Genomic DNA, 24970 nt, shown 5'->3' with positions numbered 1-24970 from the left:
GCGGGTTGTGGGACTGGACGACGACGGGACGTCGGTGGTCTGCGAGGCCCCGCAGGGCGGTTCCGCGTGCCGATCGACGAGACCTTGAAGGCGGCCGTGAGCGGTGAGCTGAAGACCGGCACCCAGACCGAGCTCGAGCTGGGTGCCGACCTGTCCCCCGGGAGATCCAGGCCCGCATCCGTGCCGGCGCCACCATCGAGGAGATCGCCGAACTCACCGGCGCCCCGAACCACCGCATCAAGCGGTTCGCTGGCCCGGTGCTCCTGGAACGCTCCCGCGCCGCCGAGATGGCGCAGCTCGCTCACCCCGTGCGCGGCGACGGGCCGATGCACGCCACCCTGGCCGACGTCGTCCGCAGCGCGCTGGCCGAGCGCGGCCACGCCGACACCACCGAGTGGGACGCCTTCAAGGGCGCCGACAACCGCTGGGTGGTCCGGATCTCGTGGAGCGTCGGCAAGTCCGGCAACCAGGCGCACTTCCGGTTCGCGCCGGGTTCGCACGGCGGCACCGCCACCCCGGTGGACGAGACCGCCCGCACCCTCCTCGATCCCGATGCGCGGCAAGGACTCCGGAGCATCCAGCGCACCGTCGACGAGCCGCTGCGCGCGGTCCCCGGACCGGTCGTGGAAGGCACCGTCGAGCCGCGCCCGGAGCAGCCCGAGCGCGCGTCCCAGCAGTTCCCGGCGGCCGCCGCGGCGGGCCAGCACGGGCGCCGTCATCCCGAGATGCCCTCCTGGGAGGACGTACTACTCGGTGTCCGCGGCGGGAAGAACGGGTAGGAACGTTGGGCGCAACAGCTGCGACGCTGTGGTTCATCGACGTGGCGGAGCCCAAGGGCATCCTGGCCATCGTGGGTCGGCCCGACGAGGCCGCGTCCCGCGCGATCGCCGAGCGAGTGCTCGGCGAGCCCGTCGCAGGCCGCCCGGAATCCCTGGCCCGCGCGGCCGACCCTCAGCCCGGTCACGTGTACGTCGCGGCGTGGGGCGGCCTCACGGTGATCGCGCACGACGGACTGCGCACCGACCGGCCCGGTGAACTCTCCGATCAGTGGTGGGACCTGCAGCCCGCGCACCGGCAGTTCCTGCTGGTCTCCGATGCGGAGCGGGCGGTCGGCGGGTTCGCCGTGCGCACCGACGGCGTGCTCAAGCGCGCGTTCGCCGCGCACCCCGTGGACATCCTCGAGGACGAGGGCCTACCCGAGCTGTTCGAGGGCCCGTTCTGGGCCGGCGAGCACCCGCTCACCTACGCGGAGGGCGTCGTCCCCGACCCCCGCGCGCTGCCCTTCCACCCGATGGAGTTCGCGGAGCAGGCGAACCGCGAACTCCTCGGTTTCCGCTACACGCATCCGCTGGACGCGACGGACCTGGATCCCGCCCGGATCCAGGTGATCGATTTCGTGCCGGCGTCCGGCACCGCCGGGCCCGTGGTCCCGTCGGCGCAGGGGGCGCCCGTCCTCGGGCCCGACGGTGCGCCGCCCGCCCCCGTCGAGCGGCCCCTGGACGGCGACTACGAGGACCGCGGAAAGGTCCGCAGCTTCTTCGGGTTCTGACGGCCGCCGCCGCTCGGCGGGGGTGTGTCGGCCGCACGGTCCATACGGAAACTGAATACGCCCAGCCGACCACCGGTTGTACCCGGATTCCGCGATGAAACCGCTGGTCCGATCGCGGAATCGACGTACAACTGCGGCACCGGCGAATCGGAACCTGTTGCGGCGGACGACACGCCGGTATCGGACCGCCACTTCCGCATCCGATTGTGACCCGTGGTATGTGGCGCCCTGATCGGCTGCAGTCCGAATCAACGCTCCTCCGGCCCGCGCGATGCGCCCGCCGTGCCGAATCAGGATCACGGCGTACACCGACCGATGCGCGGGTCGGCATCTTCACCAGGCGTTATTCATGTTCTGAATGGCCCGCACAGAGACCACAACCGCTTCCGCGGCCCGCGCACGACTCGGACTCAACTCCGACTCGGCGACACGCGTCACCGCTGTGGTGCCCGCCGGCGGAGCGCGTAGCCCCCGCACAGCACGCACGTCACCGCCGAGACCACTCCGCCCACCAGCAGCGGCGCGGCGGGGGTGGTGACGTCGGCGATCGCACCCAGCAGCGGCGCCCCCAGCGGGGTGCCGCCGAGGAACGCCAGCATGTAGATCCCCATCACGCGGCCGCGGAACTCGGGATCCACCGACAGCTGCATGATGCTCATCGCGGAAGTGGTGAACGCCATCTGCAGCAGCCCCACCGGCACCAGCAGCGCCGCCACCGCCCAGAACCACGGCGCCATCCCGGCCAGCACGGAAGCCACGCCGAACGCGCACCCGCCCACCAGACAGGTGCGCAGCGACGCCCTACCGGTGCGCTTGGCCGCGAGCAGCGCCCCGGTCAGCGTGCCGACAGCGAGCACCGTCGAGAGCAGGCCGTAGGCGTCGGCCCCCAGGCCGAACTCCTGCCGCGCCAGCAGCGACAGCGCGAGCGGGAAATTGATCCCGAAGGTCGAGACGAAGAACACAGCCACGATCACCAGCAGCAGCTCCCGGTGTTCGCGCACGTACCGGAAGCCCGCGCGCAGCTGGCCCCGCGCCCGCGCCACCGGGGGCGACGGGTGCAACTCCGAGACCCGCATCGCGGCGAGCGCCAGCACGATCGCGGCGGTGAGCACGGCGTTCACCGCGAACACCGTGCCGGTGCTCGACGCGGCGATCACCAGGCCCGCGACCGCCGGACCCACGATCCGTGCGGCGTTGAACACCATCGAGTTCAGCCCGATCGCGTTGGGCAGCAGCGCGTCGCCCACCATCTCGATGGTGAACGCCTGCCGGAACGGGCCCGCGATCGCCGTCACGCACCCGAACACGAACGCCAGCACGAACACGTGCCACAGCCGGACCACGCCGGTCAGGGTGAGCAGCGCCAGCGCCGCGGCGCACATCGCCGCCGACGTCTGCGTGAACATCAGCGCCCGCCGCTTGTCGTATCGGTCGGCGAGGAGACCCGCCCACGGAGACAGGAACAGCGTCGGCCCGAACTGCAGCGCCATCACCACGCCCAGCACCCAGCCGCGTCCGTGCGCGAGGTCCAACACCAGCCAGTCCTCGGCGACACGCTGCATCCACGTGCCGACCAGGCTCACCGACTGGCCACCAGCCCAGAGGCGGTAGTTCCGTGTCCGCAGGGAGACGAACACACTCGGCATTGCACCCACAGTAGTAGGTCAGACCGCCCCGTTCGCCAGCGCCGTGACCGCCGCGAGCCAGGCGATCCCGAGTGCCCCCGCGAAACCCGCGCAGAACCACCTCACCACCGGGGCCCGACGGTACGCCGCCACCACCGGCCCGGCGCCCGCCGTGCCCAGCACCAGGAGGAACAGCCCGAGCCACCGGTTCACCGCCATCACCGCCACGAACAGGCCGGAGAACACCGCCCCCGCGAGCAGCGCGACGAGCGCCGCCACCGCGGCGCCGACGAACCAGGGCGGGAATCTCACGTCACCCCCGTCGCGCGAGTTCGTACAGCGCCACGGCTGCGGCGGTGGCCACGTTGAGCGAATCGGTCCCCCGCGCCATCGGGATCGCGGCGCGGACGTCCGCGGCGGCAAGGGTCTCCGCCGCCAGCCCAGGCCCCTCGGCGCCCACCAGGTAGGCGAGCTTCCCCGGGGCGTCGGCGACCGCGCGGGCCACCGCCGCCTCGCCGGACGGGGTGAGGGCCACCGTCCGGAATCCGTGCTCCGCCAGCATCGCCAGGCCCGTGCCGGGCCAATTCTCCGCGGGCAGGTGCGCGAACGGCACGAGCAGCACGTGCCCCATCGACACCCGCACCGCGCGCCGGTACAGCGGATCCGAGCAGCGGGGCCCGAACAGCACAGCGTCGGCGTCCAGGCCCGCGCAGTTGCGGAAGATCGAGCCCAGGTTCTCGTGGTCGTTGACACCCTCGAGGACGACGACGGTGCGCGCGCCGTCGAGCAGTTCCCCCACCGCGGGCGGCGCGGGACGGCGCGCCGCCGCCAGTACCCCGCGGTTGAGGTGGAATCCCACCACCTCCGCCATGAGCTCGGCGGTCACCTCGTAGCGCGGCACCCCGGCGGCGGCCGCGCCGAGCCGGTCCAGCTTCGACCGCACCCCCATGATCGCGTGCGGCGTGAAGCGCGACGCCAGCATCCGCTCCACCACCGGCACACCCTCCGCCAGCACGACGCCGCGCGCGAGGTCCGGCCGTTTGTCCGCCGCGGACAGGTCGCGGAAGTCGTCCAGCCGCGGATCCTCCGCGTCGTGAACCGGGTAAATCGGTTGCGCCACCACGCCACCAGCCTAATATCGGGCTACGTGATCGAGATCCGCACCGCCGCCGAATCCGACTGGCCGGAGATCTTCGCGCAGGACGTGCGCGCGTTCGGCTCCCCTTCGAGGCCGACGCGATGCCGCTGATCCGGCGCACCCTGGACCTGGACCGCTTCGTCGTCGCCCGTGACACCACCGACGGCGCGCTGGTCGGTGTCGCCGGATCGTTCGACCTCACCCTCACCGTGCCCGGCGGCGCGCAGCTGCGGGCGCCGGGCGTCACGTGGGTCTCCGTCGCGCCCAGCCATCGCCGGCTCGGCGTCCTGCGGAACATGCTCGGCGAGCTCCACGCCCGGTACCGCGCCGACGGCGCGGCGGTCGCGATCCTCACCGCCAGCGAGGGCACGATCTACGAGCGATTCGGGTACGGCCCCACCACGTTCGTCGACGAGGTCACGATCGCGCGGCGCACCGCCCGCCTCCGCGCGCCCCTCGCCGGCCCGCTGCGGACCCGCGCGGTCACGGGCGAGCAGGCCCGCGAGGCGATCGAGGGCCTGCACCGGCGCTGGCACGCCGCCACCCCGGGATCGGTGTCCGTGGAACAGTTCTGGGAGCTCTTCCACGCCGACCCGGAGTGGGTGCGCTGGGGCGGTTCGGCGCGCCGGTACCTACTGCACCCCGACGGCTACGCCACCTACCGCGTCGACGAGAAGGACCGCGCGCAGCTCGAACACTTCGCGGCGCTCACCGACGACGCCGCGGCCGACCTCTGGCAGGCCGTCCTCGGCCTGGACGTCTTCGACGAGGTGACCGCCGACCTGCCGATCGACCACCCGCTGCGGGAGATGCTCGTCGACCCCCGATCGCTCCGCGTCACCGCGCGCCAGGATCGGCTGTGGCTGAAGTTCCTCGACCTGCCCGCCGCCCTCGAGGCCCGGGCCTACGACCATGACGGCGATGTCGTCCTCTCCGTCGACGGTGCCGCGTACCGCCTCACCGTGATCGACGGTGCCGCCCGCTGCCGCGCGACGGACGAGGCACCGTCGGTGCGCCTGACGGGGGCCACGCTGGCGGGCCTGTACCTGGGCGCGGTCACGCCGTCGACGATGGCGCGGGCCGGGCGGGTCGACGGCGATTACGCACTCCTGGAAATCTTCACGACGGCACGCCAACCGGAACTCGGAACCACGTTCTGAATTGGCCTGTACCAGTGAATGCATTTCATCCCATGTTTTTGCATTCCAATAAAGAAGAACGGTCCCGCCGGAATGAATCCGGCAGGACCGTGCGTTGCCCGGGGACGAGAAGTCAGGCCTTCTCCTCCGCGGCGATCAACCCGTTGAGAATGCCGACGGCGCTCGACAGGGTGACGCGCTGCTCATCGGTGAGCTCGTCGAGCTTGCCCCGCAGCCACGCCTCCCGCGCAGCGGCCTCGCCCGTGATGACCTGTTCTCCCTCGTCGGAGAGGCTCACGATCACCTGGCGACCGTCGGTCGGGTGCGGCGCGCGCCGGACCAGGCCCAGGTCGGCGAGCGAAGCGATCACCCGGGTCATCGACGGCGGCTGCACGCGCTCGCGCGCCGCGAGCTGCCCAGGGTGAGCGGCCCGTCGTTCGCGAGGGCGTTCAGCGCCGAGAGCTGCGTCAGGGAGACGAGCGAATCGCGACGCCGGCCGCGCAGGTGGCGGGCGAACCGCACAGTGGCCAGCGCAAGATCCCCCGCCAGCCGATCGTCATTGTCAGTCACGGCGTTAGAGTACATCGATAAGAATGTTTTCCGCGCATGAACCCCTGGAGTACCCGTGAACCTTCAATCGAACGGTCCCGGTGCGGTTGAAGCGCCGGACCTGCCCCGAGCGCTCACCGAACCCCGGCCGGTGGTGGTGGCGGGAACCGTGCTGTTCGCCGTTCTCCTCGTCGTCACCCTGCTCGCTCGGAACACGTTCGGCGACGTGTGGGTCGTGTGCGCCTGCGGCGTGGGTGTGGGTGCCCTGGGCGCTGCCGTCCTCACCCTGCAGCGGCGGGCGGCCCGGCGCGGGGACCGGGGCGCCCAGCGCGGCCTGACGTGAACCGCAGCGCCGCATAGCCGATCAGCACCAGCAGCGCTCCGATCGCCCACCCCGCCAGCACATCGGTCATCCAGTGCGCCGCGAGGTACACGCGGCTCATCCCGATCGCGAACGAGCCCACCAGCGCCGCGACCAGCGGCCACCGTCGGCCCGTGGTCCCGGCTGCGGCGACGGCCAGCACGCCGAGCACGACCATCGAGTTCAGCGCGTGCCCGGACGGGAAGCTCAGGGAGTCGATCTCCACCAGACGCGGCGGGATCGGCGGGCGCTCGCGCCCGAACAGCACTTTCAGGCCGGCCATCAGGCCCCATGCCAGCAGCGAGGTCGCCGCGCAGTACCCCGCCCACGCGCGGCGCCCGCGGCGCAGCAGGAACAGCACGCCGATCGTCGCGATCACGATCAGCGACACCGTGTTCCCCACGGTGGTCACCCCGCGCACGACCGCGGTCAGCGCATCCGAGCGGGCCGACACCATCGTGTCGAGCACCGCCGTGTCCAGCCCGTTCGGCCACGCCCCGTCCGTCACAACCGCTCCGAATCCACATGCAGCACACCGTCGGACACCAGGAACGGCACCCGGCGCTCGCGCCCACGCGCCCGCACCCGCAGTTCGGCGTGGACCTCGATCCCGGGCGCGTCCGGCAGTTCCCCGAGCGCCTGCGCCAGCGTCACGCCCGGATGCGCCCCGCGCACGAATCGCTCTCCGCGCGTGAGTATTCGAACGGCCTCGACGCTCGCCAGCGGCAGGTCGAGAGTCTCCGCGAGCTCCACCGCGACGTCGATGCCGCCGAACACCAGCGCCTCTCCTGTGAACCGCGCGTGCGCAAGGTCCAGCACTGCGGCTACGTCCGCGGCCAGCAGAGCACCGTCGAGGCCTCGCACCCGGTCCGGCGGCGCCGGGCGGTACCCCGCGATCGCGCGATGCGCCGCGAACACCGTCCCGGCCGTGGGGCTGCGCTCCCCGTCGGCGAGGGCGTCCACAAGGATCTGCGCGTCGGCGTCCGAACGCACCCCCGTGAACAACGCGGAGCGCAGGCGCGGCGCCGCGGGATGGGTGCAGGGGTCGAGCAGACCTGCGAACGCCTCCTCGTCCGGGGCCGGAGCCGGCCCAGCGGGGTGTACGTGCGCAGCCACCACGCCGTGTAGCCATCGGGGTCGTCGAGCACGCCCGGCAGATCCGCGAGCAGCGTGAGCGCCTCGTCCCAGTGCTCCACCAGGTCGAGGTCCCGGACCGCGACCAGCTCGTCCGGCTCCGCGGGCAGTTGCTCCCACCAGTCCTCGGCGCCGTCCAGCGTGACGTCCGGCTCGGTGGGCAGCACCTCGCGCAGCACCGGGAACGACCAGACCACCCCGATCGCACGCAGCGCCTCCGCCGAGTGGTGCGCCTCGAACTCCGGGTCGACGGTGCCGTACGGGTGATCGTCGCCCAGCGCCGCCCGCAGCGGTGCCGCCGCCGCGAGCAACTCGTCGGCGGGGTACAGCGCGCCGTCGTCCCCCGGCACCGGCAGCGCGCCCAGCCAACTCGGCCCGACGGGGCCGGGCCGGCCCGGCCCGCCGGCGCCGGCCCGCGCCGCCACGGCCAGCACGGCCTCCGTGAGCGCGAGATCCGAGTCGTCGGGGCCGGCGTCCCAGTCGACCCGCTCCACCTCGGCCCGCAGCGCGTCGTCGGCGAGCAGTTCGGCCGCCGCGACGCGGCGGGCGCCCGCACGGTCGAGCAGCGGGTGCTGCGCCGCAGGGTGCACGACCCGCGCCCACGTCACGGCCGCGAGCGAGTCCGCGGTCCCGAGCGGTTCCGCGGGGCCGCCGGGCAGGATCACGGCGCCACGCGCGCCCGTCACGACCCGCCCGTCGACCAGCGGCACCGGGAGCGCACCGAGGTCCTCGGCAGGCAGCCGCGCGGCGTCGAGGGCGTCGTACAGGGCCGCGTACCAGGCGGGATCGCGGTCGCGCGGCGCGGCGTCGGCGAGGTCGGCGCCGGTCAGCTCGCGCGCCCCGAGCGCGACCAGGGCCGCGGCCTCGGGCGCCCCCGACATCGCCGGTGGCACCAGCGGCAGCACCTCCCGCAGCAGGGCGTACAGCTCGTCGGTCAGCCCCGGCAGCACGGCGGCGCGATCCGGGCGGATCGGCGCACCGTCGGGCCCCGGGACCCAGGGTGCCCGCGCAGCTCGGACATGATCGCCTCCCGCAGGGCGGCGTCCACCGCTCCGGCGGGCGGGCGCCGGGGCGGCAGCAGTCGCAGCGGGTCGGGCTGGGCCGCCACCCAGGCCGCGTACCCGCGTGCGGCGAGCGCGACATCGGCGTCGGGGTGCAGGCGCCGCCGGTCCGGCGTGGTGGGCAGGTCGGCGATCACGCGGACGGGCAGGGTGAGCGGCTCGTCGGTCACCGTCGGCGCGTGCAGGCGCGACGCGTCGGCCCCGCGCACCCAGCGCGCGTGCGGGCCGCGCCCCTCGGGCAGGCCGGGCGGCTCGGTCCGCTCCCCGTCGACGGTGACCGCGACCAGCGCCGGCAGGTCCAGCAGCAGGTCCTCGGCCTGCGCGGCGAACTCGCCGGCGAGCGCCGGGTCGGCACCGAGCAGCACGACCTCGGTCGCGAAGCCCTCCGCCGGCGGCGTGTCCAGGGCGTAGGGCAGGCGCATTGCGGCCACGTCGTCGCGGCCCGCGTCGGCCCGGGAGCGCGCGCCGGAGAACTCGATCCCGCCGCCGGACGAGCGCAGCTGGACGTGGTCGGTCACCGTCAGGACCGCGGCGAACCCGACACCGAATCGGCCGACCGCGCCGGCGGCACCGTCGGACTTGGGAGAGACGCGCAGCGCGGCGAGCGAGGCCACCCCGTCCGCGGTGAGCGGGGCGCCGGTGTTGGCGACGTGCACGCCGTCGGGCGCGGTCCAGACCGCGAGCTCGCCTTCGATCCCGGCGGCGACGGCCGCGTCGGCGGCGTTCTGCGCCAGTTCGACCACGACGCGGTCGCGGTACCCGACGGTGACCAGGTCGCGCTCCGTCGCCGCGTCCTCCGCGGCCCGGGTGGGCGAATCACGCCACGCCGCGAGGACCGCCGACCGCAGCGCGGCGGTCCCGAACGGGTCGCTCTCAGCCCTGCTCGACAGGGACCTTCTCCACGGCGCCGTCGTCGTAGGGGTCGTAGGCGGGGCTCCCCTGGCCCGACGGTGCCGTCACCGACGAGTGCGCGCCGCACCCGTAGTGCGCGTGCACGACGTGGCCGTCGGCCGAGTACTCGTTGCCGCAGACGCCGAACGCCGCGCGCAGCGCGCCCGCGAGCGGCAGGTAGAAGGCGCAGTCGCCGCAGTGATAGCGGGTGGAGCGAGCCATCTCCGACTCCGGGCCGAACGGGCCCTCGAGCCACCGCTCCGCCGCCTCGATCCGGCCGATCCGCGACATCACGCGCTCGAGGTTCACGCCGATCTCGCCCGCGACGTCGTCGACCTCGGAATCCCCCGACAGGGCGTGGCCCGGCTCGATGCGCACGTCGTTCTCGCGGGGCGGCAACGTATCGCCGGGGGCCAGGTCGCCCGCACGGATCCGCTGGTCCCACGGCACCCACTCGGGCGCGGTCAGCGACCCGGGGCCGGGCAGCAGCGCCGTCTCCGACACCGTCAGCTCGCCGCCGGGCGTCGCGGCGATCACCGCGCACCACTGCCAGCCGCGGTAGGCGGGCAGATCGGCCTCGAAGTAGTGGGCGACGGCGAACTCGTCCTCGACGACGGACGCCACGTGCGCCCCCACGGGGGCGCCCTCCTCGGCTTCCAGCGCGGCGCGCGCGAGGTCGACCGCGGCACCCGACTGCAATGCGGAACTCACCCCATAAGTGTGCCGTACGCTCTCGCGCGCGGCGCACGCCCTCCGACACCTGTCGGCCGGATGCGGAACAATGGTGCGCGTGAGCGGTCATCCGGGGCAGCAGCAGTATCCCCCCGACGAGCCCCGGCGCCGTCCGGGGTCGGTTCCGCGCGCCCATACCGTGCCGCCGCGGCGCCCCGGTCCGACCACCGGCAACGGGCCCGCGAGCAACGGGCCGGCGAGCAACGGCCGGGGTGGGAACGGCGCACCGTCGAACCCGGGACGGCCGCGGCCGCGGTTCGAGACCAGCAACCACCATCTGCCCCCGCTCGAGGACACCCCTACGCCCGCCCAGCGTCGCGCGGCCGAGGAGGAGCGGCGGCGGATGCCCCGCAAGATCACCGTCACGCGCGTCGCGGCGATGCGCAGCCGCGAGATCACCGAGGCCGGGCTCGCGAAGTGGCGGCAGGCCACCACCGCCGACGGTGCCGACAAGTCCGGGCTGACCGCGCTCACCTATCCGGTGATCCTCAACAACGCGGTGGACGCGGCCCTGATGGTGGCACTGGCGAACACGCTGTTCTTCGCGGCCGCGCAGGCGGAGTCGAAGTCGAAGGTGGCACTGTACCTGCTGGTGAACATCGCGCCGTTCGCGATCATCGCGCCGTTCATGGGCCCGCTGCTGGACCGGATCCAGCACGGACGCCGGATGGCGCTCGCGGCGTCGTTCGGGATCCGCGTGGCGCTCGCGATCCTGCTCATCACCAACTGCGAGTACGACCCGATCAACAACACTGTGAACTTCGATCCCTGGGTGCTCTATCCCTGCGCGCTCGGGATGATGGTGATGAGTAAATCGTTCTCGGTGCTCAAGTCGGCGATGGTGCCGCGGGTGCTGCCCCGTCGATCGACCTGGCGCGGGTCAACTCGCGGCTCACCCTGTTCGGCCTGGTCGTGGGATCGGGCGTGGGCGGCGCGATCGCGTCGGGCGCCGAGTTCGGGCTCAGCCGGATGCTGCACATCCCCGGCGGGATGTACGTGCTCATCGCGTTCGCGATCGGCGGCGCGGTGCTGTGCATGCGCATCCCCAAGCGGGTCGAGAGCACCGCGGGCGAGGTGCCCACCACACTGTCGTACACCGGAGCGATGGCCCGCGAGGCGGCGGCGCCGGGCGGAGCTCAGGGCGCGGGCGGCGCGTCGGCGCTGGGCGCGGCGTTCAAGAACCTGCGCGTGCCGCTGGGCCGCAGTGTGGTCACCGGGCTCTGGGGCAACACGACGATCCGCATCCTGACGGGGTTCCTCACCCTGTACATCGCGTTCTACAGCAAGGCACAGCAGGCCGCGGGCGGCGCGGCCACGCAGTCGCTGCTCATGATCGGCGCGATCGGCGCCGCGGCGGGCGTGGGCAACTTCCTCGGCAACGGCATCGGCGCGCGGCTGCAGCTGCCCAAGCCGGCCCGGCTCGTGGTCCAGGCCACCTCGGTCACCTGGGTCGCCGCGATCGCGGCCGCGCTCTTCGGCGATCTCCTCGTGGCCGGCGTCGCCACGTTCATCGCGTCGGGCGCCTCGGCCATCGGCAAGGTGTCGCTCGACGCGGCGATCCAGGACGACCTGCCCGACGAGTCGCGGGCGTCGGCCTTCGGCCGCTCGGAGACGGCGCTGCAGCTCGGCTGGGTCGGCGGGGCCGCGCTCGGCGTCCTGCTGCCGCCCACGCTGTGGATCGGCTTCGCGAGCGTGGCCGCGATCATGGCGGTCGGCACCCTGCAGACCGTGCTCACCTACCGTGGCGGCTCGCTGATCCCGAACTTCGGCGGCAAGCGGCCGGAACACGTCCCACCCACGATGAACGGGGTACCTCGATGATCAAGCCCAGCCGGAAACTGCTCGTCGCCGGGGCGGTGTTCCTCGTCGCCGTCGCCGTGCTGATGACGTACACCGTGCTGGCCGCGCTCGACCATCGCAAGCAGCCCGAGGCCCGGCCCGCGCTGCAGGCCACCGTCGGCGCCACGATGCTGACCGTCCCGCCCCTGCAGTTCTGCGACGACGTGGCCGCGCTGCGGTGCGATTCCCCGATCAAGCCCCCGAAGCTGGGCGTCGAGCCCGGGCAGGCGCTCGTGATCTCGCTGCCCGACTACATCACCGCGCGGCCGTGGTTCCTCACCATCCAGCGGTACGACACCAAGCTGGGCGAGGCGAAACTCGAGACGATCACTCACCTCGAACCCGAGGAAGCGACGCTCGTGCTCAAGTCCACCGACGACCTGCTGCTCGCCGCGGTCGAGATCAACGTGCCGTCCACGGTCCAGGACCAGTACGGCAACCTCATCGCGCAAGCGCTCTGGGGCATCGACACCCTGGCCCCCAGCGTCGCCAAGGACTTCGCCCTGGTCCAGAAGCCGTAGCCACCGCGCACTTCGGGTGCGGATGCGCTCGGCTCCGCGCACTTCGGGTGCGGATGCAGGTCCCACACCCGTTTCGCTCAGTTACACCCGGCACGCAGGGTGCGCTCGCGCATTTCGGGTGCGGCTGGCTTCCCACACCCGCTCACCGGGCGGGGCGGACTTCTACGAGTCCAGCTCGCGGGCGATCTCGCGAAGCACCTTGGCGATCTGCTCGGACGCCTTGCGGTCCGGGTAGCGGCCCTTACGCAATTCGGGCTGCACGCCGGCGTCGAGCAGCTGGATCATGTCCTCGATGAGCACATTCAGTTCCTCGGCGGGCCGGCGGTTCGCGGCCGGCCGACGCCCGCCCCGCTGCGCGCCCGCGGTACCCCGCGAGATGCTGGGGGCGGGCTCGAGCACGGTCACCGTCAGGGCCTGCGGTCCGCGGCGGCCGGCGGCCATGCTGAACTCGACCCGCTGGCCCTGCTTCAGCCCGTCGGCACCGTCGGGCAACGCGGACGAGCGGACGTACACGTCCTCCCCGCCCTCCTGGGAGAGGAAGCCGAAGCCCTTGTCCGTGTCGTACCACTTGACCCTGCCGGTAGGCACCGTCGTCACCTTCTTCACTCTGAAGAACAACAAAACGCGCCCCGCTCCCGGCGAGACGCACTGGGATTAGTCTAGAGGAGTGGGCAAGCTGGTTTCCGTCGCCGTCTCCGTCTCGATCGCGCTCTTCGCGATCGGGCTGATCGCGATCGCCGCCCTGTTCCTCACGCCGCTCCTCACCGGCGGCTCCACCGCGCCCACGTGGGTCTATGCGCTGACCCCGCTCGCGCCCGTCGGGTTCCTGGTGGGAATCGTCGGCATCGTCGCGGGCGGCCGGGAGGAGCGGTCGTGAAACCCCTGGTGGATCGGTACGGCCGGGTGGCGAAGGACCTCCGTGTCTCGCTGACCGACCGATGCAATCTGCGCTGCACGTATTGCATGCCCGCGGAGGGCCTGCCGTGGCTCGCGAAGGACCACGTGCTCACCGGGCCCGAGATCAACCGGTTGCTCACCATCGGCGTGCGCGACCTCGGAATCACCGAGATCCGATTCACCGGTGGTGAGCCGCTGCTGCGTGCCGACCTCGACGCCATCGTCGCGCACGCCGCGTCGCTCGAGCCCCGGCCGGAGATCTCGCTGACCACCAACGGTCTGTCGCTGGCCCGGCACGCGGGCAAACTCGCCGCGGCGGGCCTGAACCGGGTGAACGTCTCGCTCGACACCGTCGATCGCGACGAGTACGCGAAGGTCACCCGCCGCGACCGCCTCGACGACGCGCTGGCCGGCATCGCCGCCGCGGCGGCCGCGGGGCTCAACCCGGTGAAGGTCAACGCCGTTCTCGGGCCCGGGCGGCTTCAGGACGCCGCTCCTGCTCCGGCTGTGCCTCGACGCCGGATACGAGCTGCGGATCATCGAGCAGATGCCGCTCGACGCGGGGCACACCTGGGACCGCGGCACCATGATCACCGCGGACGACATCCTGGCCGAGCTGAGCCGCCAGTTCACGCTCACGCCGCACGGCGAGGCTCGCGGCAGCGCCCCCGCGGAACGCTTCCTGGTGGACGGCGGACCGTCGACGGTCGGGATCATCGCGTCCGTCACGCGCCCGTTCTGTGGCGACTGCGACCGCGTCCGCCTCACGGCCGACGGGCAGATCCGCACGTGCCTGTTCGCCACCGGCGAGACCGACCTCAAGCCGCTGCTGCGCGAGGACGCGACCGACGAGCAGATCGCCGACGCGTGGGCGGAGGCGATGGTCGGCAAGCAGGCCGGCCACGGCATCGACGACCCCACGTTCCTCCAACCGGTGCGCCCCATGAGCGCGATCGGGGGCTGATCCGTGCTGATCCGTTACTTCGCCGCCGCCCGCGCGGCCGCGGGGTGCCGGAGGAGACGATCCCGGTGCCCGACGGTGCCTCGGTCGCCCAGGTGACCGACCTCCTGACTGCGCGACACCCCGACCTGGAGAAGGTGCTCACCCGCTGCAGCTTTCTGCTCGACGAGGTGGCCGTCCGCGACGTCTCGGCGCCCGCGTCCGGCGCGATGCTCGACGTGCTGCCGCCGTTCGCGGGCGGCTGACCGGCCAGTGACATCGATCACACATCCGTAAATCACGGTCCGGTAACGGTTGGGCCACGGGCGGGGTTCTGTTACCGTCGCTGGGGGCCGCAGCAGCAGCCACCCGATCGTTCGCAGCGCAGAGCTTCGTCCAGTGTCCGATTCGGGAAATGCACCACAGATCTACACCTGGACGAAGGCGGAGGAACCACCGCGGCCATCCGGTCGCAGGGCGCACGCCCTTGGGGTCAAGCCGACACCCGGCCGAGCAGCCTCTCGCTCGAACCCGACAGCTAACTTCGCACGCGCGTAGAGAGGAAAGACTTCACACGATGACCGGTCGTCACCGCAAGCAGTCCACCACCGCCCGTACCGCCGCCAAGGTCGCCGCCACCGGCGCGATGCTGGGTGGCGCGGGTCTCGCGCTCTCCGCGCCCGCCGCCAACGCAGCACCGGACTCCCAGTGGGACAAGGTCGCGCAGTGCGAGTCGGGCGGCAACTGGGCCATCAACACCGGCAACGGCTACCACGGCGGCCTGCAGTTCAGCCCGTCCACGTGGGCGTCGTACGGCGGCACGCAGTACGCCCCCACCGCCAACCAGGCCAGCCGTGCGCAGCAGATCGCGATCGCCGAGAAGGTCCTCGCGGGCCAGGGCAAGGGCGCATGGCCCTCGTGCGGCACCGGCCTCGGTGCGCCCACGCCGCGCACCGTCTCGCCCACCGAGGCGAGCACCACCAAGCCCGTGACCAAGCCGGTCGCGAAGCCCGCCGCCAAGCCTGTCGCGAAGCCCGTGGCCAAGCCTGCTGCGAAGCCCGTGGCCAAGCCGGTCGCGAAGCCCGCCGCCAAGCCTGCTGCGAAGCCGTGGCCAAGCCGGTGGCGAAGCCCGGGCAGTCGGTCAACTCGGCCTACGTCCAGCAGATCATCTCGCAGGCGCAGAACGGCGGCCAGAAGGTCGATCCGGCCGTGCTCGCGATGCTGCAGCAGGCCGCGGCCAAGGGCTACTGAGCCACACCGCACCTCGATCTCGACCGAATGGGTCGGCAGCTACGCGCTGCCGACCCATTCGTCTGTTCCGTCCCGGAACAGCTGATGCTTCCACACCGGGAGCGCTTCCTTCACGGCGTCCACGATCCGCGCGCAGGTCGCGAAGGCCGCCGCGCGGTGATCGGCAGCGACCGCCACGACCAGCGCCGCGTCGCCGATCCCGAGTGGTCCCACGCGATGCGAGACGGCGATCGCACGCACCCCGTCGGCCTCGAGGGCCTGCAGCCGCACCACGTCCGCAAGCACGCGGGGCGCGGTCGGATGGGCCGAGTACTCGAGCCGCGTGACCCCACGACCGCCGTCGTGATCCCGCACGGCGCCGACGAAGCCCACGACCGCGCCGGCCTCGGCGCGGGCGACGGCCGCCTCGTGGGTCGCCAGGTCGATGGGGTTCTCCGTCACCTGCGCGAGGACCACGTCAGCCATGGTCGCCGCCGCGGATCTGGTCCAGGGCGTGCAGCAGCACGCCGTCGAGCACGGCGAGGCCGTCGTGGACCCCGCCCGTGGACCCGGGCAGGTTGACCACCAGGGACGATCCCGCGACGCCGGCCAGGCCACGGCTGAGCACCGTCGTCGGCACGTCGGGCAGGCCGGCCGCGCGAATCGCGTTGGCGAGGCCGGGGATCTCGAAGGTCAGGGCACCCCGGGTCTCCTCAGGCGTGCGGTCGGTAGGCGTCAGCCCGGTACCACCCGTGGTGAGCACCACGGCGTCGCCCCGGCGGACGGCGGACCGGATGGCGGCGCCGACCTCCTCACCGTCGGGCACCACGACCGGGCCGTACACGTCGAAGCCCCGCTCCTGCAGCCACGCCGTGATCCGCGGGCCGGTCACGTCCTCGCGTTCGCCGAGCGACGCGCGGGTCGAGGCCACGACGACCGTCGCGGCGCGGTCGCGTGAGGGTCGGACGGGTTCAGTCATCGCGGGACCACCTCCCGGTCTTGCCGCCCTCCTTGGCGAGCACTCGCACGTCCGTCATGACCGCCGCGGGATCGAGCGCCTTGACCATGTCGTGAAGAGTGAGCCCGGCCACGGAGACGGCCGTGAGTGCTTCCATCTCGACGCCGGTGCGGCCCGTGCAGCGCACGGTGGCGGTGATCGCGATCTCCGCGCCGGACGGTTCGAGGTCCACCTGTACGCCGGAGATCGGCAGTGGGTGGCAGAGCGGGATCAGATCGGACGTGCGCTTGACCGCCATGATCCCGGCGATGCGGGCGGTGGCGAGCACATCGCCCTTGGGGACCGCACCGTCGGCGATCGCGGCGATCACCGCCTCGGTGGTGCGAAAGGTCCCGGCCGCTACCGCCGTGCGGGCGGTGACGGCCTTGTCGGACACGTCGACCATGCGGGCCGCGCCCGCGTCGTCGACGTGCGTCAGGCCCACGTCAGCGATTGATCCGCGTGTTCGGGTGGACGTACGGGACGTGCTCCTGGGGGAAGTCGATCTCGCCGAACGGCGACATCGCGCCGACCACCGGGGCCGCCAGCTCGTTCACGGCGTGCGCGGCGTGGCCGTCGTCCACCTGCGGCCAGCCGTTGTCGACGTAGCCGGGCTTGTTCGCATTCGAGGTCTCAGACACGCCGCTATTCTGACATGCCGCGACATCTAGGCTGCACAAGGTGAACAGTATTCCGGCGTCGGCGGCCCTCGCCGACTGGTTGCGCAGCCGGAGCGACGCGGAGATCACCGCCCTCCTGGACGCCCGCCGCGACGTGGCGGCCCCCGTACCCGCGGGCTTTCCCGTCCTCGCGAGCCGCCTACTCACCGCGGCGTCGCTGGGGCGCGCCGCCGAGCGCCTCACGCTGCTCGACCTGGCCCTACTCGAGCTCCTCCTGGCCGAACCGCGCACCGTCGACGCCCTCGCCCGGCACCTGCGCGGCCGCGCCCTGAAGAAGCAGGTCGCGGCCTCGGCCCGGAAACTGCTCGACCTGGGGCTCGCCGTGGGGGAGGACGAGTTGCGCACGTTCCCCCAGATCCGCGAGGCCGTGCCGTGGCGCTCGACGCAGCTGCTCGCACCGCCCGACCTCGACGCCATCGACGCGGCCCTCGCCGCCACCGGACCCGACGAGCGCGCCCTGCTCGATCGCCTGGCGGAGGGCTCCCCGCTGGGCCGCACCGCCGCCGCGGGCCCCGGCACCTCGCCCGAGCATCCCGTGCAGCGCATGCTCGCCTCCGGCCTGCTCGCCCGCGTCGATCACCAGACGGTCGAGCTGCCCTGGGAGGTCCGCGCGCGGCTGCGCGGCGAACTCCCGCTCGGCGCCTCCCTCAAGCCCCCGCAGCCCGACGGTCCGCCCGTCCCCGGCGCCGACGGGGCCGGCGCGGTCGCGGCGCTGGAGCTGCTGCGGCACGCCGACGACGTGCTCGACGTGCTGGGCGCGGTCCCGGCGCAGCGGGTGAAGGCCGGCGGCATCGGCGTCCGCGAGCTGCGTCGCGTCGCCAAGGCCGCGGGCCTGACCGAGGAGCGCGCGGCCCTCCTGCTGGAACTGCTGGCGGCCGCGGGGCTGATCGCCGAGGGCGAGCTCGACGGCGAGGAGGACTCGGTGTTCGCGCCGACCGTCGCGGTCGACGAGTGGCAGCGGTCCGCGCCCGCCGAGCGCTGGGCGCTGCTCGCCCGCACCTGGCTCGAGCTGCGCCGGCAGCCGGCGCTCATCGGCACGCGCGGCGAGGAGGGCATCGTCGGGCCGCTGCACCGGGCGGCGCGCAGCACCGTCGCCCCGCAGGACCGCGCGGCCGTGCTCGACGCTCTGGCCCTCGCCCCGCCCGGCACGGCGCCGCACAGGCAGGACCTGCACGCCGCCGCGCGGTACGCGCATCCGTCCTGGTACCGCCGGCTCACGCTGGAGGCGATCGCCGGCATCGTCGAGCAGGCGCAGATCGTCGGCCTGGTGGCGGGCGGCGCCCTCACCTCCGCCGGCCGCGCGGCCCGCACCACCGACCCCGCACAGGCCATGGCCGCGGCGCTGCCGAAGCCCGTCGAGGAGTTCCTGCTCCAGGCCGATCTCACGCTGACCATCCCCGGTCCCACGACGCACGACTTCGCGGCGGCGGTCGCGCTGGTCGCGGACCTCGAGTCGGCGGGCGGCGCCGCGGTGTACCGCGTGACCGACGCGTCGGTACGGCGCGCACTGGACGCCGGCCGGACGTCGGCGGAGGTGCACGCCTTCTTCGTCGCGCACTCGGTGACGCCGGTGCCGCAGGGCCTGACGTACCTCGTGGACGACGTCGCGCGTCGGCACGGCGCTCTGCGCGCGGGCGTCGCGGCTTCCTTCCTGCGCTCCGACGATCCGGCCCTCATCGCCGCGGTCCTCGCCTCCCCCGCGGCCGAGGCGCTCGCCCTGCGCGCCGTGGCCCCGACGGTGCTGATCGCCCAGGTCCCGTTGTCGGACCTGGTGGCGGGGCTGGCGGCCGCCAGCTTCAACGCCGCCGCGGAGGACTCGCGGGGCGTCGTCGTGGACCTGCGGCCCGCCGCGATCCGGTTGCCGTCGCCGCGCCCCGTCCCCCGGCGGCGCAGCCGACGCTCGAGCAACTCGCCGATGCGGCGGTGCAGATCCGGCGGCAGGACGTCCCGTCGGACGACGGCCCCACGTCCGGCCCGGAGCTGATGGCCCTGCTGCAGGCCGCGGCCGGCGACGGCCGGACGGTACGGCTGGGCTACGTAGACGCGAACGGCGTGTACACCCGGCACGTGGTGGTGCCCGAGTCGGTGCGCCACGGCCAGCTCACCGCCGTCGACGGTGCCGCTCCCCGCCGGTTCGCCCTGCACCGGGTGACCACGGCGGAACTCGCCGACTGACGTCACACCAGCTCACCGCGCTTGCGGGTGAGATAGGCGCGTTCGGCGGTGTTGCCGGTCGCAGCGATCGCAGCGTCGTACTGGGCCTTGGCCTCGGCGGTGCGCCCGAGTTTCCGGAGCAGGTGGGCGCGGGTGGCGTGCCAGGCGTGATACCCCTCAAGCGGGAGCGGATCGACCAGCGCGAGCGCCACCTCCGGCCCGTCGAGTTCGGCGACGGCGATCGCCCGGTTGAGCGCGACGATCGGCGACGGGTCGATGGCGCGCAGCTGGTCGTACAGCGCGACGACCTGCGCGTAGTCGACGGTGTCGGCGCTGGGAGCGTCTGTGTGGACCGCGTTGATCGCCGCGAGGATCTGATACCGCCCCGGCCGGTTCTGCGCCAGGCACTCACGGACCAGACCGTGGCCCTCGGCGATCGCGGCCCGGTCCCAGCCCGCACGGTCCTGTTCATCGAGCGGGACGAGCTGCCCGCCGCGCACCCGCGCCGCACGGCGAGCCTCGGTGAGCAGCATCAACGCGAGCAGCCCGGTGACCTCGGGATCGTCGGGCAGCAACGCCCGGACGAGCCGCGCGAGCCGGATCGCCTCCGCGCTCAGCTCCTCCCGGATCGGCACCCCGCCGCCGCTGGCCAGGTATCCCTCGTTGAAGACGAGGAAGAGCACCGTCAGCACCCCGTCGACCCGGCCGGGCAGGTCGGCGGCCGCCGGCACGCGGTACGGGATGCGGGCGGCGGCGATCTTCTTCTTGGCGCGGGTGATCCGCTGCCCCATCGTGGTCTCGGCGACCAGGAAGGCGCTCGCGATCTCCGGCACCGTCAAGCCACCCAGGAGGCGCAGGGTGAGGGCGACCCGGGCCTCGGGCGCGAGCGCCGGGTGGCAGCAGGTGAAGATCAGCCGCAGCCGGTCGTCCTCGACCGCGCCGGTCGGCTCGGGGCCGGAGTCGTCGTGGATCATCTCGGCCGCCCTGTGCTTGTTCTCGCGCTGGTTCTCGCGCCGGATCCGGTCGATCGCGCGATTGCCCGCGGTAGTGGTCAGCCAGGCGCCCGGATTGGGCGGGACGCCGGACTCGGGCCACTTCTCCGCTGCGGCGAGGATCGCCTCGCCCGCCGCGTCCTCGGCGATCGTGATGTCGCCGAAGCGGCGGACGAGCGAGGCGATGACCCGGCCGTACTCCTCGCGGAAGACCCGGTCGAGCGCAGCACGGGATCCATTCGGCCCGCTCGCTCCGCTCCCGGCGCCGGTGTCGGTCACGCCAGCCCGTCGAAGGCGCGGACCTCGACGGTGCCGCCGCACGCCTTGGAGCCCTCGGCCGCGAGCCGGAGCGCGACGTCGAGGTCCGGGGCGTCGACGACCCAGAAGCCGCCGATGAGTTCCTTCGACTCGAGGTACGGGCCGTCGGTGATGATCGGCTTGTCGCCGCGGCCGTCGACGACGGTGGCGGTGGTCGCCTCGGCAAGCCCGCCCGCGAACACCCAGTAGCCGTCTGCCTTGAGCTGCTCGTTGAAGGCGTCGGTCCGCGCGAACGCCTCCTCCATCGCCTCCTTGGTGCCGTAGTCGCCGAAGTCGCCACGCTCGACGGGGCCGTGCACAGAGAGCAGGTAGTGCGTCATGTTCTCGTTCCTCTCGGTCGTCGGGCGGCCCCGGTGGCCGCCCTTCACCCTCACTACGAACGCAGGCGTACCGATACGACACCACCCCGGGAAATTCTTCGCAGCGCCGACGTCGAAATCCGTCGACCCCGTTCGTGGAAGGGGTAGGACGCGCCCACCCCGGGCACCGTCACCACCGCTGAGGAGCACGCCATGAGCACCACCGCCACCACCACCGCACCCGTCCGCACCCACCGCCTGCCCGTGTGGAGGCACGGCGTCGCGGCCGCCGTCGTCGCCTCGGTCACCACCACGGCGATCGCCGCGGTCGCCTCCGCCGCAGGCGTCACGTTCGCGGGGCCCGACGGTTCCGCCATCCCGCTGCTCGGGTTCGCCGAGCTCACGATGGTCTTCTCGCTGATCGCCGTGGGCATCGCGGCGGTGCTGGCGCGCCGTGCGCGGCACCCGCGCTCGACGTTCGTTCGCACCTGCGTGACGCTCCTCGTGCTGTCGTTCGTGCCCGACGTGACATTCGGCTTCGACGCCGCATCCGCCGCGGTCCTGATCCTCACCCACGTGGTCGCGGCCGCGATCGTGGTGCCGGCGCTCGCCCGGCGGCTCGCCGCCAATTGATTGACTGATCACTCAATTATAGATATTCTCGATGCGTGGCCCGCACTGTCGACCCCGCCCTCACCGCCCGCCGCCGCGCCGCCATCCTGGACGCGGCGGCCGCGGAGTTCTCCACCGCCGGTTTCGAGCGCGCCCGCGCCGCGGACATCGCCGCCCGCGCCGGGGTCAGCTCCGGCACCGTCTTCTACTACTTCACCGACAAGGCCGGCCTGTTCCGCGCGCTGTTCGGCACCGACATCGAGCGGAACACCGAGCTCCGGGAACGGGCCCTCGCCGAACCTGACCCGCGCGCCGGTATCGCTCTCGTGGTCGACGCGCTCGCCGAGTCCGCCGTCGATCCCGTGGCCCCCGGCCTCGTCGCCGAGGTCATTCGCCGCGTGCCGGCCGACCCCGCGCTCGCCGAGATCGTCGCCACCGCGGACGGACTGGTCCGGGATGCGCTCGCCGAGATCATCGCGCGGGGACAGGCCGACGGTGCCTTCGACCCCGGCCTCGATCCCGCGCACGCCGCCACCTTCCTCATCTCGATGACCGACGGCGCACACCTCGCGGACGGCGACGTCCGGCCCGATGTGCGCCGCGCCGCCCTCGCCTATCTACGAACGGAGAACCCGTGACCGCCACCGTCTCCCCCACCACGACGATCGGTCTCTCCCGCTGGGTGCAGGTCGGCGTGCTCCTCGTGACCACGGTCGCCGGGGCGCTGCTCGGCCTCGTCGTGCGAGGCCTCGTGAGCTGGCTCGAGCGCACCGTCGACGGCTCACCCGGCCCACTGCGCATCGCCGCGCAGTTGCCGGTCGGAGTGGCCGTCGGCGTGCTCGCCGTCGCCGGGCTCATCGGCGGCGTCGTGCTGGTCGGGGCGTGGCAGAACGAGGTCGCGGCGCTGACCGTCGCCGACGATCACGTGGAACTCGTCGTGGACGAGCACCGTCGGTGGATGGCGCGCGACGAGATCGGCGAGACGTTCCTCGGGCGCGGTGGCGAGCTCACGTTCCTGGACCGACGGGGCCGCCTCCTCGCGGCCGCCGGCACTGACGGGGTGCCCAAGGCCCGCATAGCGCGAGCGCTCACCGACACCGGCTACCCGTGGCGCGGCGCCGCGGACCCCTACGAGGCGGAGTACACGCGGTTCGTGCACGGCCGCGGCGACGTGGAGCCCGAGGTCGAGTCGCTCCTGCGCGAGCGCGCGGTGGCCCGGGCCGAGAAGCGCGCGCCCACCGCCCGCGACCTGCGGCTGCGCCTCGGCGAGGCCGGCGTCGTTGTCCGCGACCACGGCGACGAGCAGGAGTTCCGCCCGGCGCGGCACAATGGATAGATGACCGACGGACCCCTGATCGTCCAGTCCGACAAGACCCTCCTGCTGGAGGTCGACCACGAGCTGGCGGACGCCGCGCGCGCCGCAATCGCGCCCTTCGCGGAGCTCGAGCGCGCCCCGGAACACGTGCACACCTACCGCGTGACGCCGCTGGCGCTGTGGAATGCGCGCGCCGCCGGCCACGACGCGGAGCAGGTCGTCGACGCCCTCGTCAGCTTCTCCCGCTATCCCGTGCCGCAGCCCCTCCTGGTGGACGTGGTCGACACCATGAGCCGGTACGGCCGGCTGCAACTGGTGAAGAGCCCGGTGCACGGCCTGACGCTGGTCTCGCTGGATCGGGCGGTCCTGGAGGAGGTGCTGCGGCACAAGAAGATCGCGCCGATGGTGGGGGCTCGCATCGACGACGACACCGTCGTGGTGCACCCGTCCGAGCGCGGCCACCTCAAGCAGTTGCTGCTCAAGGCGGGCTGGCCGGCTGAGGACTTGGCCGGGTACGTCGACGGCGAGGCCCACCCGATCGCGCTGGACACGGCCACCGGTCCGTGGGAGCTGCGCGACTACCAGAAGACCGCCGCGGACTCGTTCTGGCTGGGCGGTTCCGGCGTGGTCGTGCTGCCCTGCGGCGCGGGCAAGACGATGGTGGGCGCGGCCGCGATGGCCCGCGCGCAGGCGACCACGCTCATCCTGGTGACGAACACGGTGGCGGGGCGGCAGTGGAAGCGGGAGCTGCTGGCGCGCACGTCGCTCACCGAGGAGGAGATCGGCGAGTACTCGGGCGAGAAGAAGGAGATCCGCCCGGTCACCATCGCCACCTACCAGGTGCTCACGCGGAAGTCGAAGGGCGAGTACAAGAATCTCGACCTGTTCGACTCGCGCGACTGGGGCCTGATGATCTACGACGAGGTGCACCTGCTGCCCGCCCCGGTGTTCCGGATGACCGCGGATCTGCAGTCCCGCCGGCGCCTCGGCCTCACGGCGACGCTCGTGCGCGAGGACGGCCGCGAGGGCGACGTGTTCTCGCTCATCGGGCCGAAACGCTATGACGCGCCGTGGAAGGACATCGAGGCGCAGGGCTGGATCGCGCCCGCCGACTGTGTGGAGGTGCGCGTCACGCTCACCGAGAACCAGCGCATGCAGTACGCCACCGCCGAGCCCGACGAGCGGTACAAGCTGGCCTCCACCGCGCCCGCGAAAACCGCCGTGGTGAAGTCGATCCTCGAGCGACACCCCGACGCCCAGACGCTGGTGATCGGCGCCTACATCGATCAGCTGGAGGAGCTCGGCGAGGCGCTGGACGCTCCGGTGATCCAGGGCTCCACCAAGACCCGTGAGCGGGAGGCGCTGTTCGAGCGGTTCCGCACCGGCGAGATCTCCACCCTCGTGGTCAGCAAGGTGGCGAACTTCTCCATCGACCTGCCGGAAGCCTCGGTGGCCGTGCAGGTCTCGGGAACCTTCGGTTCCCGGCAGGAGGAGGCCCAGCGTCTCGGCCGCCTCCTGCGGCCCAAGCACGACGGTGGCACGGCGCACTTCTACTCCGTCGTCTCGCGCGACACCGTGGACGCCGATTACGCCGCGCACCGCCAGCGGTTCCTGGCGGAGCAGGGCTACGCCTACCGCATCGTCGACGCCGACGACATCCTCGGCCCTGCGATCGGGTAGCCGGCTAACCGCACCGTCCGGCGGTGTCACGCATCTCCGGGCCCACGTCCAGCGGACGGCACGGGCACCAACCGCCGCGCGTCACGGGCGGCCGCGCCCGCTCGACGGCGACGGTGCCGTGCAGCGTCCCGTCCGCGCCCCAGTGCAGCATGTCGTGCGTCCAGGGTTCGAGCATGAGCCAGTACCGCTCGTGCATCTCGATGTGCGTACGCCGGAACTCGCCGAAGCGCGCGATCCAGGTGCGCACCGTTGCCCGGAAACCCATGATCGACCACCTCTTTCGTTCGCCGCTCGATCTCTGCATCCATCGTGGCCGC

At 72.9% G+C, this 24970-nt stretch carries 33 protein-coding genes, 2 pseudogenes and 1 riboswitch; of the genes and pseudogenes, 16 read left to right on the top strand and 19 right to left on the bottom strand.

Annotated elements, in window-relative coordinates; translation table 11 throughout:
- Positions 1-164: 164 nt before the first annotated feature.
- Both sepH and MTP03_RS03710 read left to right on the top strand, forming a co-directional pair.
- Positions 165-779 (top strand): septation protein SepH, encoded by a 615-nt coding sequence (sepH, locus tag MTP03_RS03715; RefSeq protein WP_371820955.1) that lies wholly within the window; start codon positions 165-167, stop codon positions 777-779.
- A 5-nt stretch (positions 780-784) separates the two neighbouring features.
- Positions 785-1549: a hypothetical protein gene (locus MTP03_RS03710; protein WP_248490789.1), complete on the top strand. Its 765-nt coding sequence runs from the start codon at positions 785-787 to the stop codon at positions 1547-1549.
- 434 nt (positions 1550-1983) lie between these two features.
- On the opposite strand, the gene MTP03_RS03705 is transcribed toward MTP03_RS03710, so the two are convergent.
- The 3 genes from MTP03_RS03705 to MTP03_RS03695 are packed head-to-tail and all read right to left on the bottom strand — an operon-like array spanning position 1984 to position 4294.
- A complete protein-coding gene (locus tag MTP03_RS03705; RefSeq protein WP_248490788.1) occupies positions 1984-3195 on the bottom strand; it encodes an MFS transporter in 1212 nt (403 codons plus the stop codon).
- Positions 3196-3213: 18 nt separating this feature from the next.
- Positions 3214-3486, bottom strand: a complete 273-nt coding sequence (locus tag MTP03_RS03700) for a DUF2537 domain-containing protein (RefSeq protein WP_248490787.1) — start codon at positions 3484-3486, stop codon at positions 3214-3216.
- Between the two features lies 1 nt (position 3487).
- On the bottom strand, positions 3488-4294 hold the full coding sequence (locus MTP03_RS03695; RefSeq protein WP_248490786.1) for an RNA methyltransferase: 807 nt from the start codon (positions 4292-4294) through the stop codon (positions 3488-3490).
- A gap of 119 nt (positions 4295-4413) precedes the next feature.
- Between MTP03_RS03695 and MTP03_RS03690 the strand changes: the two genes are divergently transcribed.
- On the top strand, positions 4414-5472 hold the full coding sequence (locus tag MTP03_RS03690) for a GNAT family N-acetyltransferase (protein WP_248490785.1): 1059 nt from the start codon (positions 4414-4416) through the stop codon (positions 5470-5472).
- A gap of 112 nt (positions 5473-5584) precedes the next feature.
- On the opposite strand, the pseudogene MTP03_RS03685 reads toward MTP03_RS03690, so the two are convergent.
- Positions 5585-6021: pseudogene (locus MTP03_RS03685) on the bottom strand (MarR family winged helix-turn-helix transcriptional regulator).
- A gap of 55 nt (positions 6022-6076) precedes the next feature.
- Here MTP03_RS03685 and MTP03_RS03680 point away from each other — a divergent pair.
- Entirely contained in the window at positions 6077-6343 is a 267-nt protein-coding gene (locus MTP03_RS03680; protein ID WP_248490784.1) for a DUF2530 domain-containing protein, read from the top strand.
- On the opposite strand, the gene MTP03_RS03675 is transcribed toward MTP03_RS03680, so the two are convergent.
- The 7 genes from MTP03_RS03675 to MTP03_RS23335 all read right to left on the bottom strand — a co-directional run bounded on the left by MTP03_RS03675 (position 6282) and on the right by MTP03_RS23335 (position 10932).
- On the bottom strand, positions 6282-6869 hold the full coding sequence (locus MTP03_RS03675; RefSeq protein WP_248490783.1) for a phosphatase PAP2 family protein: 588 nt from the start codon (positions 6867-6869) through the stop codon (positions 6282-6284). The two genes, MTP03_RS03680 and MTP03_RS03675, sit on opposite strands and share 62 nt — an antisense overlap.
- Positions 6866-7180, bottom strand: coding sequence for a hypothetical protein (locus tag MTP03_RS03670; RefSeq protein WP_248490782.1), 315 nt, complete (start codon positions 7178-7180; stop codon positions 6866-6868). The genes MTP03_RS03675 and MTP03_RS03670 overlap by 4 nt, the downstream gene beginning before the upstream one ends.
- Positions 7181-7185: 5 nt before the next feature.
- Positions 7186-8445, bottom strand: coding sequence for a hypothetical protein (locus tag MTP03_RS03665; protein ID WP_248490781.1), 1260 nt, complete (start codon positions 8443-8445; stop codon positions 7186-7188).
- Positions 8430-9299 (bottom strand): sacsin N-terminal ATP-binding-like domain-containing protein, encoded by an 870-nt coding sequence (locus tag MTP03_RS03660; RefSeq protein ID WP_248490780.1) that lies wholly within the window; start codon positions 9297-9299, stop codon positions 8430-8432. The genes MTP03_RS03665 and MTP03_RS03660 overlap by 16 nt, the downstream gene beginning before the upstream one ends.
- 130 nt (positions 9300-9429) lie before the next feature.
- Positions 9430-10158: a DUF3027 domain-containing protein gene (locus MTP03_RS03655; protein ID WP_248490779.1), complete on the bottom strand. Its 729-nt coding sequence runs from the start codon at positions 10156-10158 to the stop codon at positions 9430-9432.
- 87 nt (positions 10159-10245) lie between these two features.
- Complete coding sequence (locus tag MTP03_RS23340; protein WP_371820880.1) at positions 10246-10653, bottom strand: hypothetical protein; 408 nt, start codon at positions 10651-10653, stop codon at positions 10246-10248.
- Positions 10654-10932, bottom strand: coding sequence for a hypothetical protein (locus MTP03_RS23335; protein WP_371820879.1), 279 nt, complete (start codon positions 10930-10932; stop codon positions 10654-10656).
- Between the two features lie 171 nt (positions 10933-11103).
- Here MTP03_RS23335 and MTP03_RS23330 point away from each other — a divergent pair, with 171 nt between their 5' ends.
- Positions 11104-12000, top strand: a complete 897-nt coding sequence (locus tag MTP03_RS23330) for a hypothetical protein (RefSeq protein ID WP_371820878.1) — start codon at positions 11104-11106, stop codon at positions 11998-12000.
- Positions 11997-12539 carry a DUF2771 family protein gene (locus MTP03_RS03645; protein WP_248490778.1) on the top strand — a complete coding sequence of 181 codons (543 nt, stop codon included), beginning with the start codon at positions 11997-11999 and terminating at the stop codon, positions 12537-12539. The genes MTP03_RS23330 and MTP03_RS03645 overlap by 4 nt, the downstream gene beginning before the upstream one ends.
- 162 nt (positions 12540-12701) lie before the next feature.
- On the opposite strand, the gene MTP03_RS23075 is transcribed toward MTP03_RS03645, so the two are convergent.
- A complete protein-coding gene (locus MTP03_RS23075) occupies positions 12702-13127 on the bottom strand; it encodes a cold-shock protein (protein ID WP_305852784.1) in 426 nt (141 codons plus the stop codon).
- 79 nt (positions 13128-13206) lie between these two features.
- On the opposite strand from MTP03_RS23075, the gene MTP03_RS03635 reads away from it, so the two are divergent.
- From MTP03_RS03635 to MTP03_RS23070, 4 genes and pseudogenes are all read left to right on the top strand, one after another.
- A complete protein-coding gene (locus MTP03_RS03635) occupies positions 13207-13416 on the top strand; it encodes a hypothetical protein (protein WP_248490777.1) in 210 nt (69 codons plus the stop codon).
- A pseudogene (moaA, locus tag MTP03_RS03630) lies at positions 13413-14400 on the top strand (GTP 3',8-cyclase MoaA). Before MTP03_RS03635 ends, moaA begins: the two are co-directional and overlap by 4 nt.
- A 44-nt stretch (positions 14401-14444) precedes the next feature.
- Positions 14445-14642 (top strand): MoaD/ThiS family protein, encoded by a 198-nt coding sequence (locus MTP03_RS03625; RefSeq protein WP_248490776.1) that lies wholly within the window; start codon positions 14445-14447, stop codon positions 14640-14642.
- A gap of 145 nt (positions 14643-14787) precedes the next feature.
- Positions 14788-14943, top strand: a riboswitch (cyclic di-AMP (ydaO/yuaA leader).
- A 10-nt stretch (positions 14944-14953) separates the two neighbouring features.
- Positions 14954-15712, top strand: a complete 759-nt coding sequence (locus MTP03_RS23070; RefSeq protein ID WP_305852783.1) for a transglycosylase family protein — start codon at positions 14954-14956, stop codon at positions 15710-15712.
- Here the strand turns inward: MTP03_RS23070 and MTP03_RS03615 are convergent.
- The 4 genes from MTP03_RS03615 to MTP03_RS03600 are packed head-to-tail and all read right to left on the bottom strand — an operon-like array spanning position 15667 to position 17244.
- Positions 15667-16092 carry a molybdenum cofactor biosynthesis protein MoaE gene (locus MTP03_RS03615; protein ID WP_248490775.1) on the bottom strand — a complete coding sequence of 142 codons (426 nt, stop codon included), beginning with the start codon at positions 16090-16092 and terminating at the stop codon, positions 15667-15669. The genes MTP03_RS23070 and MTP03_RS03615 overlap by 46 nt on opposite strands.
- Positions 16085-16585 (bottom strand): molybdenum cofactor biosynthesis protein B, encoded by a 501-nt coding sequence (locus MTP03_RS03610; protein WP_248490774.1) that lies wholly within the window; start codon positions 16583-16585, stop codon positions 16085-16087. Before MTP03_RS03610 ends, MTP03_RS03615 begins: the two co-directional genes overlap by 8 nt.
- Positions 16578-17048, bottom strand: a complete 471-nt coding sequence (moaC, locus tag MTP03_RS03605) for a cyclic pyranopterin monophosphate synthase MoaC (RefSeq protein WP_248490773.1) — start codon at positions 17046-17048, stop codon at positions 16578-16580. The genes MTP03_RS03610 and moaC overlap by 8 nt, the downstream gene beginning before the upstream one ends.
- Before the next feature lies 1 nt (position 17049).
- On the bottom strand, positions 17050-17244 hold the full coding sequence (locus MTP03_RS03600) for a hypothetical protein (RefSeq protein ID WP_248490772.1): 195 nt from the start codon (positions 17242-17244) through the stop codon (positions 17050-17052).
- 40 nt (positions 17245-17284) lie between these two features.
- Between MTP03_RS03600 and MTP03_RS03595 the strand changes: the two genes are divergently transcribed.
- Complete coding sequence (locus MTP03_RS03595; protein WP_248490771.1) at positions 17285-19267, top strand: helicase-associated domain-containing protein; 1983 nt, start codon at positions 17285-17287, stop codon at positions 19265-19267.
- Positions 19267-19458 (top strand): hypothetical protein, encoded by a 192-nt coding sequence (locus MTP03_RS03590; RefSeq protein WP_248490770.1) that lies wholly within the window; start codon positions 19267-19269, stop codon positions 19456-19458. The genes MTP03_RS03595 and MTP03_RS03590 overlap by 1 nt, the downstream gene beginning before the upstream one ends.
- Positions 19459-19460: 2 nt before the next feature.
- Here the strand turns inward: MTP03_RS03590 and MTP03_RS03585 are convergent, their stop codons facing one another.
- Positions 19461-20708: an RNA polymerase sigma factor gene (locus tag MTP03_RS03585; protein ID WP_248490769.1), complete on the bottom strand. Its 1248-nt coding sequence runs from the start codon at positions 20706-20708 to the stop codon at positions 19461-19463.
- Complete coding sequence (locus tag MTP03_RS03580; RefSeq protein WP_068524718.1) at positions 20705-21067, bottom strand: YciI family protein; 363 nt, start codon at positions 21065-21067, stop codon at positions 20705-20707. Before MTP03_RS03580 ends, MTP03_RS03585 begins: the two co-directional genes overlap by 4 nt.
- A 192-nt stretch (positions 21068-21259) precedes the next feature.
- On the opposite strand from MTP03_RS03580, the gene MTP03_RS03575 reads away from it, so the two are divergent.
- The 4 genes from MTP03_RS03575 to MTP03_RS03560 are packed head-to-tail and all read left to right on the top strand — an operon-like array spanning position 21260 to position 24653.
- Positions 21260-21679, top strand: a complete 420-nt coding sequence (locus tag MTP03_RS03575) for a DUF6069 family protein (RefSeq protein ID WP_248490768.1) — start codon at positions 21260-21262, stop codon at positions 21677-21679.
- A 35-nt stretch (positions 21680-21714) separates the two neighbouring features.
- Positions 21715-22296, top strand: a complete 582-nt coding sequence (locus MTP03_RS03570) for a TetR/AcrR family transcriptional regulator (RefSeq protein WP_248490767.1) — start codon at positions 21715-21717, stop codon at positions 22294-22296.
- Positions 22293-22994: a hypothetical protein gene (locus tag MTP03_RS03565; RefSeq protein WP_248490766.1), complete on the top strand. Its 702-nt coding sequence runs from the start codon at positions 22293-22295 to the stop codon at positions 22992-22994. The genes MTP03_RS03570 and MTP03_RS03565 overlap by 4 nt, the downstream gene beginning before the upstream one ends.
- A complete protein-coding gene (locus MTP03_RS03560) occupies positions 22995-24653 on the top strand; it encodes a DNA repair helicase XPB (protein ID WP_248490765.1) in 1659 nt (552 codons plus the stop codon). It abuts the gene before it with no gap.
- A gap of 4 nt (positions 24654-24657) precedes the next feature.
- Here MTP03_RS03560 and MTP03_RS03555 read toward each other — a convergent pair whose 3' ends face one another.
- Positions 24658-24918 carry a hypothetical protein gene (locus tag MTP03_RS03555; RefSeq protein WP_248490764.1) on the bottom strand — a complete coding sequence of 87 codons (261 nt, stop codon included), beginning with the start codon at positions 24916-24918 and terminating at the stop codon, positions 24658-24660.
- Between the last annotated feature and the right edge of the window lie 52 nt (positions 24919-24970).

Origin of the sequence: Tsukamurella sp. PLM1 (assembly GCF_023168325.1) — a bacterium.
GTDB lineage: Bacteria > Actinomycetota > Actinomycetes > Mycobacteriales > Mycobacteriaceae > Tsukamurella.
The sequence above is the reverse complement of the archived record's forward strand: the minus strand, read 5'-3'. Positions and strand labels throughout refer to the sequence as shown.